This window comes from Mesorhizobium tamadayense, assembly GCF_003863365.1.
Lineage (GTDB): Bacteria > Pseudomonadota > Alphaproteobacteria > Rhizobiales > Rhizobiaceae > Mesorhizobium > Mesorhizobium tamadayense.
The window spans coordinates 1-12,338 of the sequence record NZ_RQXT01000095.1; the positions used below are offsets into that span (position 1 = coordinate 1).

Consider the following 12,338-nt stretch of genomic DNA (forward strand, 5'->3'; position numbering starts at 1 on the left):
CAGTAAGAACCATTTTGCCGCTGCCGTTGGCACGGACGGCTCGATGCAGCAGTGCGACGCATGTGTTCACGAAAGAATTCGTCGTCTTCCTCGCCGCTCCCATCGCTTGGGCCCCATGTCGCGCGTGGTTGACACGTGACTGCGTGGTACCGGCGAGAGCCCGAGCTCGCTCTGCTGACAGCGAGTTGGTACCGTTCGAGCAGCTTCTCGCGAGCCAAGGTCGGTCCGAAGTCGATGTAATGTTCGCGGATCAGCTTCAGGGCGAAGTCGCGGACGCCATCGGTGATGCGATTGTTGAAGCGTCGGCCGCGCTTTCTGCCTGAGAGCCGCCGCGCCATCGATGAGGAACGTCTTCAACCGCCGTTGGACCTGACGAACTGAAACGTTCAGCAGGCTCGCCGCTGCACTTGTCATCCGCCGCTCAACAACCTTCGACAGAACATCGATACGCCGCAGCTCGTTCGTTCATCATAACCAGTCCCAACCTTCAATCTCCCGCGCTGTCGAAGGCGAGGAGATTGGCAAGGTATAAGCAGGAGCAACATTCCTACTTTGCCTGATCCGAACATTTTAACCTAGTTGCTACAAATTAAGTCATGGCAGTTTGTAGTGCCTATAGAAATTAAGTAATCAGGTGATTGTATCGTAAAATATACAACAGCCGTGTAAGTTGTTATGCGGCACTGGCAAATGACCGATAAGGCAACATTATCATTCGTCGTGCTAATCCGACAGGCTGTGCGTTTTGGCGCGAAAATCATGGCGCAAAGCGCACGACCGCTTTACCCTCCAAAACCATGATTCGTCTCGATCCCGCGACCGCCAGCCCCGCCGCGCCGCCGACCGTGCCAGCCTGGGCGCTCGCCGCCGGCACCCTCAGCGACACCGACGCCGCCTTCCAGGCCGGCGCCGCCCTGGCGTCGCTCGACGCACTTGCCCGGGCGCAGCCCGCCTGGGCCGGCGCTTGGCGGCAGCGGCTGGCGCTGAAATGCGCCGCCGCCGGCATGCGGCTGGCTGGCCGCGCCGAGGACGCCGCCGCGCTGCGCGATGCCTGGCACCTTCGCCCGGCCGGCGCCGATCCCGGCCCCGCCGGCGCCATCCTTCACAACAGCAGCGGCTGGAGGCACTGGCCCTGCTGGCAGCTGGGGAGGCAACGGGGGATGTCGCCCATCGCTACAATGTCAGCAACAGCACGATCTCGCGACTTCACATCTAACGGTTGGTAAGCACGCGCCAGCGGACAAGGAAACTTTCCCCTCCTTGGGCAACGCCTTGGCACAAAGGGTGGGCCGAGCTCCGAATTGGATCGCCGGGCTTTTTCAGCGCTTTTCAACATCTCGTTACGAGGAAATCGCCTGGTTCCCCTCGTCAGCGGTAGCGGTCTCATCGCTCATATACGCGAACGGCGGCATAGGCGTTGTGTCCGTCGAAGAACCGGCGCCGAACGAGCGGGCTCGGCAATCCGGCGAGATGAAGAAGCAACGCGTGATAGAGGAGGTCCAACGCCGAACTCAACCGCTGAATGTCAAGAACAAAGGCATCATAGTCGCCGGGTTCGCGTCGGCCGCCGAAGTGGGAGACGTCGTTGCGGCGCCTTGCGCAGAGTTCAGCGAAGTTTTTCATCTGTCCAGGTTCGAACTCAATGGGCAGGGTTCTGACAAGTTGAGCTATCCTGGTGGCAAGCGACGGTTCATCACTCTGCGGCAGCATCCGCTCAGCCCGGTCGCGATCCTTTTTCTGTTCGATCGCGTCTAAAATGCGCTTCACCTTGGCTGCGAGATTCTATGGGTCTCGGGTGCGGGGTGCGATGCAGTGCTTCCAAACCCCACACGAGACTTGCGAAGTGATGCTCCGGGTACATCACCTGACCTCGCCGATTGCCGAGGTACAGGTGCACGCCCGGACCGAACCGGTCGTAGAGCGCCAGCCAAGTCTCGAGCACCGCGCCGAATGTTTCTCGGCACTGGCCGAAGGCAGCGAAACGCTGATGCCAACTCACCCGGTCCGGCCCGCGCGGATTGCGAGGGTAGTAAAGCCGGACCGGAGCGCTCTGTCGGGTCCGGCGGAGGATGGGGAACGGCACACCTCGATTGCAGTCTGTCAGCAAAATCAGTAGGTCCTCGATCTTCGATGTCAGATCGACGGTACCGTCGGCAGTCAGCGACCGGTTTGAATGCTGCAGGCGCAACGATGCCCGTTCCTGCCAGGCCAGTTCCCGCATTTTAGGAGAATAAGGGCCGTCGATCCAGCGGGCCAATTCGAGCGTTCGCCCGTCCAGGGGCCACGGCGGCCCCCTGAACGTCTCTCGGCCGGACATCTCCGGCAGCCCCCTCCAAGCCGCATTCATCGCGGCTGGCCGCGAGTTGGGATACCCGATGTCACCCGACTATAATGGCCGTCAGCAGGAGGGCTTCGCGGTCGAGGAGCAGACTATCGAAAGCGGCTCTCGCATCAGTTCCGCCAGGGCGTTCTTGACGGACGAGGTTCGCCGGCGCCCAAATCTCCGGATCTTCGCCTCGGCTCAGGTGACCCGCGTGGATTTCGACGGCCTTCGGGCTGTCGGGGTGACTGTCGCGTCGCGCGAAGGCATGAAGTCGCTGAGGGCTCGAAGGGAAGTGGTTCTGTGCGCCGGGGCGGTGGGGAGTCCGCATTTGCTCAAGCTCTCCGGCATCGGCCCTGCCTCCGAGTTGAAGCAGCACGGCGTCAAACCTCTTATCGACAACCCTAACGTTGGAGCCAACCTTCAGGACCATCCATTGGTAAGCCTTCGCTTCGCTTGCTCGACGGCCGTAGGGCTCTATCGGCATACTCGCCCTATCCGCAAGGTCATTGCAGGCGCGCGGTGATTCCTGTCGAAATCAGGCGTCGCCGCAAGCAACAATTTCGAAGGTGGCCGCGTACCTGAGATCGCGCCGCGGCATCTCGAAGCCCGACTTCAAGCTGGAGTTTTTTCCCCTCGCTCTCTCGCCTTACGATTACAAGCCGTATGCGTTCGAATCCTTCCAGATCGTCGTCACCTTGCACAACGCGAAGTCGCGAGGCAGCGTGGAATTGAAGTCCGGGGATTTTCGCGACGCGCCCGCGATCCACCTGAACTACCTCGACCATGACGATGATGTGGCCTCGTTCCACAAGGGCGTGGCGATGACGCGCGAGATCGTGCGTGCGCGCGCGTTCGCAGGCCTTTACAAATCCGAGTTGGATCCCGGGCCGGCGGTGGTGGAGCCGGCGCAACTCACCGACTGGATACGCCTACGAGTCTCCACGGCCTACCATACGAGTTGCACATGCAGGATGGGACCGGACGGAGACCCCGCATCGGTTGTGGACAATTCCTTGCGCGTCAAAGGCGTGGCCGGCTTGCGCGTGGCCGATGCCTCCGTCCTGCCTGCCATTGTCTCGGCCAACACGAACGCGACCGCGATGATGCTGGGAGCGCGCGGGGCGGACCTGATCCTGGGCAAAAGTCTGCCGAGCGCCGAGACCGCCGACTATTGGGTGCATCCCAGGTGGGAAATGACGCAGCGTTGAACATCGGACTGGACCACAGCATGAAATTGACCCCTGGAAAGTACAGAGGCCTGAGACGCCTTTCCGACGATGACGGTTTCTTCCTGATGACGGCCGTCAGCCAGCGCCCGGCGATGGAGCAGATGGTAGCAAGATACGCGACCGACGGCGTCTTCGACTTCGAAAGGGTTGTCCGCCTGAAAAGCGCGATACTCGACGTTTGGTCCCGCAACTCAACCGCTGTGCTTGTCGATCCGCAATATGCTTATCCCGCGGCGGCCCAGCAGTTGGATCACCGTGAGGGATTGATCATCGCGGCCGAACAAGGCGTTCTGGAGCGGACCCATGAAGGCATCAGAAACTACCTTTTTGATCGGGATATCGTAGCCAAGGCGAAGAGGCTCGGAGCCGATGGGATGAACTTGTCGCTCTGGTTCAGGCCGGATGCGTTTCCGCAGGTGGTCAGGCATCAGAAGTCCCTCGTGGAAACCGTCGGCGCCCAGTGCCGCGCGGCGGACAAACGCTTCGACGGCGTCGTTCCATTGATCCTTCCACATCACCCAATGCGGAACGTAAAGCGCCTTGAGCCGTGACAGATCGTCTTCGGGGTGGATGAAGCTCAGGCTATGCCCCTCTGATAACAGTCCAGCGGGCTTGGCAGGCCGATAGGATAGGTCTTGTGCGCTTCCTGATTATCGAAGTCGGCGCCTGCAATGCCGACGTCCATGCGTACGACCGTGCCGAGGATCTTGTCCTTGATGTCGGCGATTTCGTGGAAGAAACGGCTCGCCTCGTCATAACGGCGGCGCGGCACATCGTCGTGGTCGATGACGCCCATCCAGTAGATTTCGGCACCGAAATGCGCCGGGCGCCAGCGAAAGAACATGATGCCGTCGGCGCCACGCGCCACCGACGTCATCGCCATGCGGCGCATCTCGCCCGGTTCCGGCGTCATCGTTGAAAAGCCAGGCTGGCTGCCTAGACCCGAGGCCTGCTCCGGCACTATGTATATGTAGTTGCCGGAGTAAGCACGGCAGATGTCGAGATGCAGCGCCTGCGTGACCGCATGTCCGCCGGTGCGCCGCATTTCATCGTAGAGCATCGGGTAGATGTCGAAGCCGATGAAATGGAGGTCCTGACCGAACTGCCCTCGAAAATCGATATCGGCGAGTTGCCCAAGATTGTGGAAGATGAACCAGTCCGGATTGGCGGCGCGCAGGATCTCGACCTGATCGTGCTGAAAAGCCGCCGTCGCCATAGCCAGGAAGCGATGGTAGTCCTGCACATGGCCGGGGCTCGCATAGGACGGCATCAGCGGCCGCGGCAGCTCGATCTGCGAGAAATCGTCATAGGCCGTCGCCCAGAAATGGCCACCCCAGGCGAAGTTCAGTGCGTCGATCGCGCCGTATTTGTGCTGCAGGAATTTCTGGAACTCCAGCCGCGTGGCGGGTGAGAATGACTCCGAAACGGTCGTGTTGAGCTCGTTGTCGGTCTGCCAGCCGATGACGCGAGGATCGTTGCGGTAGTGGTCGGCCATGGCGCGGGTGATGCGGCGGCTGTGGCCGCGGAACACCGGGCTGGTGGTGTCGGCATGCTGGCGCGAGCCATGACTTGCGGGGCGGCCGTTGACGTCGACGCGCAGCACCTCCGGATAGTTGATTGTCAGCCAGCGCGGCGGCGTCGCCGTCGGCGTGCACATGATCGTGTCGATACCGGCGGCGCCGAGAACCTCGATTGCCCGGTCGAAGAGACCAAATTCGAATTTCCCCTCATAGGGTTCGAATATATGCCAGGCGAATTCACCCATCCGCACCGTGTTGACGCCGGCCGCAGCCATGCGCTCGGCATCGCGCCGCCAGCAGCTTTCGTCGACATGTTCGGGATAATGCGGTGCTCCCAGCAGGAAGCGGTCGAGGTTGAGAGGCCGCCAAACGGAAAGCTGGGCGGGCGTCTTGCGCTGCATGCGAATGATACTCTTGGATTGAAGGGTCAGGTTGCGGGGACGGGTTTGCGCGACGTTAAGGTGCGGCCATCGGGCCCGAAGAGATAGGCGTTGGCGATCTCGAAGCCGGCCGTCAGTCGGGCGCCGACACTGATTGGCGATACCTTGTTGAGCTGGACGGTAAAATTGCCTGTGCCGCTGTCCGAATTGGTCGCCTGAAGGGGGGAGGCGTCGAGGTAGAGGACCGTTTCCCGCCCGAGATGTTCGACCAGCCGCACCTGACCCTGGAACGATGCCTGGCCGGCGTTCGCCGGTTCGAGCACGTGCAGGTTTTCCGGTCGGATTCCGACTGTCACCGCATCTCCCGACGAAATGCCGGTCCCGTCGATGTCAGAGAAGGCAAGCGCCGGCATTCCCGCCGCTGCCGCCGTGAGCCTGGCCGCGCCAATTGTTTCCACCCGCGCCTGGATGAAGTTCATGCGCGGCGCGCCAAGAAAGCCTGCGACGAAGATGTTTGCCGGGTTCGCGTAGAGTTCGAGCGGCGAGCCGACCTGCTCGACCCGTTCTTTGTTCAGCACCACGATCCGGTCCGCCATGGTCATGGCTTCGATCTGGTCGTGGGTGACGTAGACCATGGTGGAGCCGAGTTGCGCGTGAAGGCTGGACAGCTCCACCCGCATCTGGGTGCGCAGCGCCGCATCGAGGTTCGACAGCGGTTCGTCGAACAGGAACACCTCCGGCGAGCGGGTGATGGCGCGGCCAATGGCGACGCGCTGGCGCTGCCCGCCCGACAATTGCTTCGGGCGTTTGTCCAGCTGTTCCTCCTGGCGAAGTATCTGCGCGGCACGTTTGACGGCCGCATCGATCTCGGCCTTTGAACGTTTCGCCATCCGCAAGCCGAAGCCCATGTTTTCGGCCACGGTCATGTGCGGGTAGAGCGCGTAGGACTGGAACACCATGGCGATGCCGCGATCGCCGGGCTCCTCCCGGGTGACATCGCGCCCGTTGATCACGACCCGGCCGGAGTTGATGGTCTCAAGCCCGGCGATCGTCTTCAGCAGGGTCGACTTTCCGCAGCCGGACGGCCTGACCATGACGACGAACTCGCCCTTTTCGATCGTCAGGTCGATCGCCTTCAAGGCGTGATAGCCGGCATAATGCTTGTCGACCTTGCGCAATTCCACGCTGCTCATCGCGAGGCGCCTTTCCGCGTTTGCCGGACGGGTCCGTGTGGTCCGGCCTGGATTCCTGATGCGAAGATCATCCCTTGACTGCCCCCATGGTGAGGCCGCTGATGAAGTGCTTCTGCATCAGGAAGAACATGGCGACCGGGGGCAGGGCGACGAAGATCGTTGCCGCCGAGACGATGTTCCAGGCCGACGTCCATTCGCCGCGCAGATTGTTCAACCCGGCGGTGACCGGTTTGACCGCATCGCTCTGGGTGAGCACGATTGCCCAGAAATAGTCGTTCCAAATGAAAGTGAAGGTGAGGATGGCGAGCGCCGCCAGCGCCGGCCGCACCAGGGGAACCACCACATGCCGCAGCACCTGGGCTGGCGATGCGCCCTCGGCGCGCGCGGCCTGGAACAGTTCGCCCGGCAAGGCAGCGATGAAGTTGCGCATGAAAAGCGTCGCAAAGCCGGTCTGGAAGGCGATGTGGAAGACGATTAGCGCGTAGACGGTATCGTAAAGGCCGAGCCTCACCATCAGGTCGCGCACCGGGATCATCATGACTTGGGCCGGCAGGAAATTGCCGCCGACGAACAGCGCGAAAATGAGATTTGAACCGCGGAACGGATAGCGCGACAGCACGAAGCCGGTCAATGTCGACAGGATCAGCACGCCGATCACCGAGGGGATGGTGATCAGCAGGCTGTTGAGAAAGAAGCGCAGCATCGCTGTCTGCTCGAAGACCGCCGTGTAGTTCTCGACCAGGCTGAATTTCTGCGGCCAACCCCAGTAGTTGCCCGCCATCAGCTCCTCGTTGGAACGGATCGACGTCAGCATGACGGCAAAGAGCGGCAACAGCCACAGCGCGACAACCAGGGTCACGCCGCCGACATAGAGCGCGCGCTGGATTTTCGCGTCTTCGGGGATCGGGCGCGGGTACATCAGTCGTTGCTCCGTTCGGCCTTGATCAGGCCGCGCAGATACCAGGCGATGAAGCTGACCATGATGGCGAAAAGAACCGTGGCGATCGCCGCGCCATAGCCGAAGCGGTAGGAAAAGATCGATTCCTCGTACATCTGGTAGGCGAGCACCGTCGACGAGCCGTAAGGACCGCCGGTAGTCATGACCGCCACCATGTCGAAGGAGCGCAGCGCACCGAACACCGTCACGGCGATCGCGATGAAGCCGACCTGCGACAGCTGCGGCAGGACCACATGGCGCAGCATGCGCCAGCCACGCGCGCCGTCGACGCGTCCGGCGCCGATCAGGTCCTCGTTGAGGTTGTTCAGCCCGGCGAGGAACAGCACCATGCAGAAGGCGATCTGCGGCCACAGCGCTGCGGCTACGACCGCGAACGTGGCGAAATTCTCATCGGAAAGCAGCGCCGGCGCGGTGCCACCGAACAGCCCAAAGATCAATTGCAGCAATCCGTAGGTCGGATCATAGACCCAGCCGAAAATGACGCCCACGGTCACCGTCGCCAGCACCAACGGGACGAAGAACAGCGACTTCAGAATGCGCATGCCGCTGATCTGCTGGTTGACGATCAGCGCCAGCGCCAGGCCGACCGGCGGTGCCAGCATGAATATCAGCAGCCAGATGACGTTATTCTTGAGCGAGACGTAGAATTGCGGGTCATCAGCCAGCTCGACATAGTTGGCAAGGCCGACCCAGGTCTTTGCGCCAATGCCGTCCCAATCATGCGGCGAGATCCAGACCGTCTCGACGGAGGCAGCAAGAATGACCAGGCTGAAGAGGATGAGGCCCGGCAGCAGGAACAATGCCGGCGTCAACCAATGACGATTTTTACGCCAGAAGCGGGGCATGGGAGTTCACCCAAAAAGGAGACGGGACCGCCGGGGAGAGGCGACGGCCCGTCAGGTCCGGGAGCAAAATGGATGAGGCAACGCTCGAATCTCGAGGAACATCGTTACGTGAGGCAATACGGCTTCTCATCAGAATTGTCGCGCCACACCCGCATTGATTGAACGAGGCGAGGGGCAGGCTGGACTGCCATGTGGATCATCTACTAGGCCATAACACTTAGAAGCTTCTAAAGTTACTTAAGTTATTATTATATAAGCGAAAAATTGGTGTGGCTGGGGAACTTGGATTCAATCGGTTGTGGGATTGTCAACAATTGGGGTAGCCGATCGATCTAAAAGACGCTCCTCACGATCCAGAACAGCATCCATGCCTGGGTGACCCAAGAGATGATGCGGGAGAATATCTGGCCGCTGTATTCGCCGCCGACCGAATCCTTCTGTTCGTCCGAGGAGCGGGAAAGCAGATCCTTCTCGTCGAATATCATGCGCATGAGCAGAAAATTGTGCGCCCGAAGCTCGGCGGAATCGTTGCCCGTGCGAAGCCTCAGGAAGATGGTGAACAGCCCGAAGATCACGAACATCTCGAACGGTGTGGCGGCCACCCAATGAAATGCGATCAGAAACAGGGCGGAGTAGATCGCCTCGATGACGAACTTGCGGATGAGCATTGAGACGTACATGGGCGACTATTCGATCTGTTCCTTGAGCTTCGCAATGAAGCCCTCATACATGCGAAGATTCTCCTCTTGGCGTTCGACAAGGGCCGCACTGCTACCCTCCTCGATTCGCTTTCCAGAACCGATGGAAAAGCCGGATGCTTTCAACCAAGCGACATCTTCCTTGATGAACTCGATTGTCTTTTGGTGACGCTCGATGCGTTGTTCTGGTGTCATATGAAACTCCTCAGGCAGGCTTCGAACGGGTACCTGTCGATGTCGGGCTCGCCAATTTCCAGGGCGATGGCGCTGTTCATATCAGCGACTCGATAACAGGCTGCGACGGCGAGGGCAGCGAGGAAGATGAGCGATCCGATCCCCTTGACGATCTCCAGTTTGGACATCGCCTTCTTCTTCCTGATTTCATGCCCGAAGAGGGACGGCGTTGCAAGACTGTCCAGATCAGTACCCACCAACCGTTCCCAATCCGCTGCCGCTTTCTGCCTGCGCGCAGTCGCTTCCGGACCGGGTTCCGGGAGGCTAGCCAGCGAATCCTTCGTGAAGTGACCGGAGGAGCTTACGTAGGCTGCACGCGCAGCCTTCGAGAGCCGATCCGAGTGTTCAGGGTCGAAGGCATGACCATTGCATGCAAGGGCATCCCCAGCGCCGCAATCGATCCGCCCCGTGGACGGCGTCTCCTGCGGTCAAGCCCAAGGCGGTCGGCAGCGACAACCGCACGGAACTGACCAGCAACGCAATTCTGGCCTCGACGGCGGACAGCGGCGTCGATTGACACTACATCGATCCCGGCGAGCCGATCCAGAACGCCTTCATGTAAAGCTTCAGTGGCCGGCCGTGCGACGAGTTCCTGAACGAGACCCTGTTCACCTCGCTCGCCCAGGCGCGCGTCGCACTTGAAGAACGGCGCCGCGACTACAACATCGTCCGGCTCATTTTCGCATCGGCAGGATAATGTCAGTCGCGTTGCGAGAGTTAATTTCGCTAGACTTTTTAATCCAAATTTTGTAAATTATTTGAGTAAATCTTTCCGGAGGCGCAGTTGCAATCTGGACGCACGGTGGTGTATGGGATGCGCTAGTTATCTCAGCGATGCTGAGTAAAAAGGATGCCTACGGCGCAGTGATAATCACCAGACGGTGTGTTTAGTCTGGAGTGTTGTTCTTATTGCAATGAAGTCATGTCGTTCGTAGGGGTCGACGTGGGTCCGCTAGAGCATTCTACTGGGCGGGTTATTAGCGATCTATCCCGCAGTTATCTGAACAGCCGGTTCAGACGCTCGCTGGATACGTCGGTGGCTGTACTCTTGTTGGTTGCCCTGATCCCGGTGATAGGGCTCATAGCCGTCGGTATTTCAATAACATCTCCTGGACCAATTCTTTTCCGGCAACGGCGGAGCGGAATAGGCATGAAGCCATTCATGCTCCTCAAGTTCCGTACGATGTATTGGGCGGAGGCGCGGGCGGGAACGGTCGAGCAAGCGATCCGGGGGGATGCACGAGTCACCCCATTGGGCCGGCTCCTCCGGGCGACGAGCCTCGATGAGCTTCCACAGCTCTTCAACGTGGTGCATGGTGAGATGTCACTCATCGGCCCGCGGCCACATGCCGTTGAGCATGACCGATTCTACATGGCGCGCATTCCACATTATGTGCAGAGATTTGAAGTTCGCCCAGGCCTGACTGGGCTTGCGCAAATCAGCGGCGCGCGCGGGGGCACCCCGCGAATACAGGACATGCAGCGGCGTGTTGACATTGATTTGGAGTATATCGAGAACGCCAGTTTGCCAGTCGATTGCCTGATCTTCCTTCAGACCGTCCGTGAGGTGTTCGAATCAGATTCCGCCTGCTGAGCCGGTCCGCGGCCCGTCCCCATCGCGCTTTCCAGGTTGGGATGTGCGGGTTCGTTCCGTCTACCCAATCGTTGCAAGTCTTGATGCAAGCTGTGGAGAATCAGAGCTGGCTCCGCTTGTTTGGACGTTTGGACAGCGCCCCGCGGAATTTCTACTCGGCTTGCGACGTGGGCCGGCAAACGCGCGCCAATCTTGCCTCGATCACAGGAACTCTGACACCCCTCCAACGCGACGTGCTGCGGGAACTCCGGCAGGGCAAGGCTAACAAAGTGATCGCTCTCGCCCTTGACATGCATGAAAGCACTGTGAAGGTCCACGTGCGGATCGTGTCCCAGGGAGTGGTGTAGCTGACGGCTTGGTCGCCGCGCTCACCGGCATGAGGCCGGGCTGATCAGCGTGCCACGGCTGGCAGGCTGATGAGAGGATCATCGCTCATTTGGCTGATGGTTTCCAGCGTCATGTATCTGGCACGTTGCACGGCCCATTCGTCGTTCTGTTCGAGCAGGATCGCGCCAACCAGGCGGACGACGGCGTCATCATTTGGGAAGATGCCGACGACCTCGGTGCGCCGCTTGATCTCGCCGTTGAGGCGCTCGATCGGGTTGGTCGAGTGCAGCTTGGCGCGGTGCTCCTTGGGGAAAGTCATATAGGCAAGCACGTCGGGCTCGGCGTCGTCCATGATTGTCGCCAGCTTCGGCACCTTCGGCCGGATCTGGTCGGCGACGGCGCGCCATTGTACGGACGCGGCCTCGGGCGTTTCCTGGGCGAAGGCGGTGGCGATGAAGGCTGAGACGACGCGGCGCCCGCTCTTGCCGGCATGGGCCAGCACGTTGCGCATGAAGTGGACGCGGCACCGCTGCCATGTGGCGCTGAGCACCTTGGTGACGGCGGCCTTGAGGCCTTCATGGGCATCGGAGACGACGAGCTTGACGCCGCGCAGGCCGCGACGTGTCAGCTTGCGCAGGAACTCGGTCCAGATCGGCTCGGCCTCCGACGTGCCGACCTCCATGCCCAGCACCTCGCGGCGGCCGTCCGCGTTGACGCCGACGGCGATGATGACGGCGACCGAGACGATGCGGCCGCCGCGACGCACCTTCAGGTAGGTGGCGTCGATCCACAGATATGGCCAGTCGCCCTCGATGGGTCTTTCAAGGAACGCTTTGACCTTGCCGTCGATCTCTTCGCACAGCCGGCTGACCTGGCTTTTGGAGATGCCGCTCATGCCCATGGCCTTGACCAGGTCGTCGACCGAGCGGGTCGAGATACCCTGGACGTAGGCCTCCTGGATGACGGCGGTCAGCGCCTTCTCGGCCATGCGGCGTGGTTCGAGGAAACCGGGGAAATAGGAGCCCTTCCTGAGCTTC

The 12,338-nt window shown here is 60.7% G+C and carries 14 protein-coding genes and 4 pseudogenes; 7 read left to right on the forward strand and 11 right to left on the reverse strand.

What is annotated here, in order from left to right:
• Window positions 1-170: 170 nt before the first annotated feature.
• Window positions 171-484 (reverse strand): annotated as a pseudogene (locus EH240_RS40285) (helix-turn-helix domain-containing protein); the annotation flags it as partial.
• Between the two features lie 313 nt (window positions 485-797).
• Between EH240_RS40285 and EH240_RS35685 the strand changes: the two are divergent.
• A pseudogene (locus EH240_RS35685) lies at window positions 798-1,124 on the forward strand (DUF1403 family protein); the annotation flags it as partial.
• Between the two features lie 259 nt (window positions 1,125-1,383).
• On the opposite strand, the gene EH240_RS40290 reads toward EH240_RS35685, so the two are convergent.
• Both EH240_RS40290 and EH240_RS35695 read right to left on the reverse strand, forming a co-directional pair.
• A complete protein-coding gene (locus EH240_RS40290; protein ID WP_425374870.1) occupies window positions 1,384-1,710 on the reverse strand; it encodes a hypothetical protein in 327 nt (108 codons plus the stop codon).
• Between the two features lie 4 nt (window positions 1,711-1,714).
• Window positions 1,715-2,257 carry a hypothetical protein gene (locus EH240_RS35695; RefSeq protein ID WP_125007045.1) on the reverse strand — a complete coding sequence of 181 codons (543 nt, stop codon included), beginning with the start codon at window positions 2,255-2,257 and terminating at the stop codon, window positions 1,715-1,717.
• 37 nt (window positions 2,258-2,294) lie between these two features.
• Between EH240_RS35695 and EH240_RS35700 the strand changes: the two genes are divergently transcribed.
• From EH240_RS35700 to EH240_RS39500, 3 genes are read left to right on the forward strand one after another with little or no spacing between them, the layout of a single operon-like run.
• On the forward strand, window positions 2,295-2,846 hold the full coding sequence (locus tag EH240_RS35700) for a GMC family oxidoreductase N-terminal domain-containing protein (RefSeq protein WP_342634127.1): 552 nt from the start codon (window positions 2,295-2,297) through the stop codon (window positions 2,844-2,846).
• 43 nt (window positions 2,847-2,889) lie between these two features.
• Entirely contained in the window at window positions 2,890-3,531 is a 642-nt protein-coding gene (locus tag EH240_RS35705) for a GMC family oxidoreductase (protein WP_167484309.1), read from the forward strand.
• Complete coding sequence (locus tag EH240_RS39500) at window positions 3,528-4,103, forward strand: beta/alpha barrel domain-containing protein (protein ID WP_245436687.1); 576 nt, start codon at window positions 3,528-3,530, stop codon at window positions 4,101-4,103. The genes EH240_RS35705 and EH240_RS39500 overlap by 4 nt, the downstream gene beginning before the upstream one ends.
• Here EH240_RS39500 and EH240_RS35710 read toward each other — a convergent pair.
• From EH240_RS35710 to EH240_RS35740, 7 genes and pseudogenes are all read right to left on the reverse strand, one after another.
• Window positions 4,049-5,473: pseudogene (locus EH240_RS35710) on the reverse strand (beta-galactosidase); the annotation flags it as partial. The gene EH240_RS39500 and the pseudogene EH240_RS35710 sit on opposite strands and share 55 nt — an antisense overlap.
• 26 nt (window positions 5,474-5,499) lie before the next feature.
• Window positions 5,500-6,645, reverse strand: a complete 1,146-nt coding sequence (locus EH240_RS35715) for an ABC transporter ATP-binding protein (RefSeq protein WP_125007048.1) — start codon at window positions 6,643-6,645, stop codon at window positions 5,500-5,502.
• A 67-nt stretch (window positions 6,646-6,712) separates the two neighbouring features.
• Entirely contained in the window at window positions 6,713-7,564 is an 852-nt protein-coding gene (locus EH240_RS35720) for a carbohydrate ABC transporter permease (protein ID WP_125007049.1), read from the reverse strand.
• Window positions 7,564-8,448, reverse strand: a complete 885-nt coding sequence (locus tag EH240_RS35725) for a carbohydrate ABC transporter permease (RefSeq protein ID WP_125007050.1) — start codon at window positions 8,446-8,448, stop codon at window positions 7,564-7,566. The genes EH240_RS35720 and EH240_RS35725 overlap by 1 nt, the downstream gene beginning before the upstream one ends.
• A 332-nt stretch (window positions 8,449-8,780) precedes the next feature.
• Window positions 8,781-9,128 (reverse strand): hypothetical protein, encoded by a 348-nt coding sequence (locus tag EH240_RS35730; protein ID WP_125007051.1) that lies wholly within the window; start codon window positions 9,126-9,128, stop codon window positions 8,781-8,783.
• Window positions 9,129-9,134: 6 nt separating this feature from the next.
• Window positions 9,135-9,341 (reverse strand): hypothetical protein, encoded by a 207-nt coding sequence (locus EH240_RS35735; protein WP_125007052.1) that lies wholly within the window; start codon window positions 9,339-9,341, stop codon window positions 9,135-9,137.
• A complete protein-coding gene (locus EH240_RS35740) occupies window positions 9,338-9,577 on the reverse strand; it encodes a hypothetical protein (RefSeq protein WP_125007053.1) in 240 nt (79 codons plus the stop codon). Before EH240_RS35740 ends, EH240_RS35735 begins: the two co-directional genes overlap by 4 nt.
• A 233-nt stretch (window positions 9,578-9,810) precedes the next feature.
• Between EH240_RS35740 and EH240_RS39505 the strand changes: the two are divergent.
• The 3 genes and pseudogenes from EH240_RS39505 to EH240_RS40295 form a co-directional block, all read left to right on the forward strand.
• Window positions 9,811-10,044 (forward strand): annotated as a pseudogene (locus EH240_RS39505) (integrase core domain-containing protein); the annotation flags it as partial.
• A 258-nt stretch (window positions 10,045-10,302) separates the two neighbouring features.
• Entirely contained in the window at window positions 10,303-10,974 is a 672-nt protein-coding gene (locus tag EH240_RS35750) for a sugar transferase (protein ID WP_125007054.1), read from the forward strand.
• 83 nt (window positions 10,975-11,057) lie between these two features.
• The gene (locus EH240_RS40295) at window positions 11,058-11,321 is read left to right on the forward strand and encodes a LuxR C-terminal-related transcriptional regulator (protein WP_167484311.1); all 264 of its coding nucleotides are present in this window, start codon (window positions 11,058-11,060) and stop codon (window positions 11,319-11,321) included.
• Window positions 11,322-11,365: 44 nt separating this feature from the next.
• Here the strand turns inward: EH240_RS40295 and EH240_RS35760 are convergent.
• Window positions 11,366-12,338 (reverse strand): IS256 family transposase (locus EH240_RS35760; protein WP_125007056.1); only part of this gene is annotated, 973 nt, incomplete at its 5' end.

Bases quoted from the DNA above. Each gene is read 5' to 3' on its own strand.
- EH240_RS40290 (WP_425374870.1), bottom strand. From the start codon at position 1,710: ATGCTGCCGCAGAGTGATGAACCGTCGCTTGCCACCAGGATAGCTCAA.
- EH240_RS35715 (WP_125007048.1), bottom strand. From the start codon at position 6,645: ATGAGCAGCGTGGAATTGCGCAAGGTCGACAAGCATTATGCCGGCTAT.
- EH240_RS35720 (WP_125007049.1), bottom strand. From the start codon at position 7,564: ATGTACCCGCGCCCGATCCCCGAAGACGCGAAAATCCAGCGCGCGCTC.
- EH240_RS35725 (WP_125007050.1), bottom strand. From the start codon at position 8,448: ATGCCCCGCTTCTGGCGTAAAAATCGTCATTGGTTGACGCCGGCATTG.
- EH240_RS35730 (WP_125007051.1), bottom strand. From the start codon at position 9,128: ATGTACGTCTCAATGCTCATCCGCAAGTTCGTCATCGAGGCGATCTAC.
- EH240_RS35735 (WP_125007052.1), bottom strand. From the start codon at position 9,341: ATGACACCAGAACAACGCATCGAGCGTCACCAAAAGACAATCGAGTTC.
- EH240_RS35750 (WP_125007054.1), top strand. From the start codon at position 10,303: ATGTCGTTCGTAGGGGTCGACGTGGGTCCGCTAGAGCATTCTACTGGG.
- EH240_RS40295 (WP_167484311.1), top strand. From the start codon at position 11,058: ATGCAAGCTGTGGAGAATCAGAGCTGGCTCCGCTTGTTTGGACGTTTG.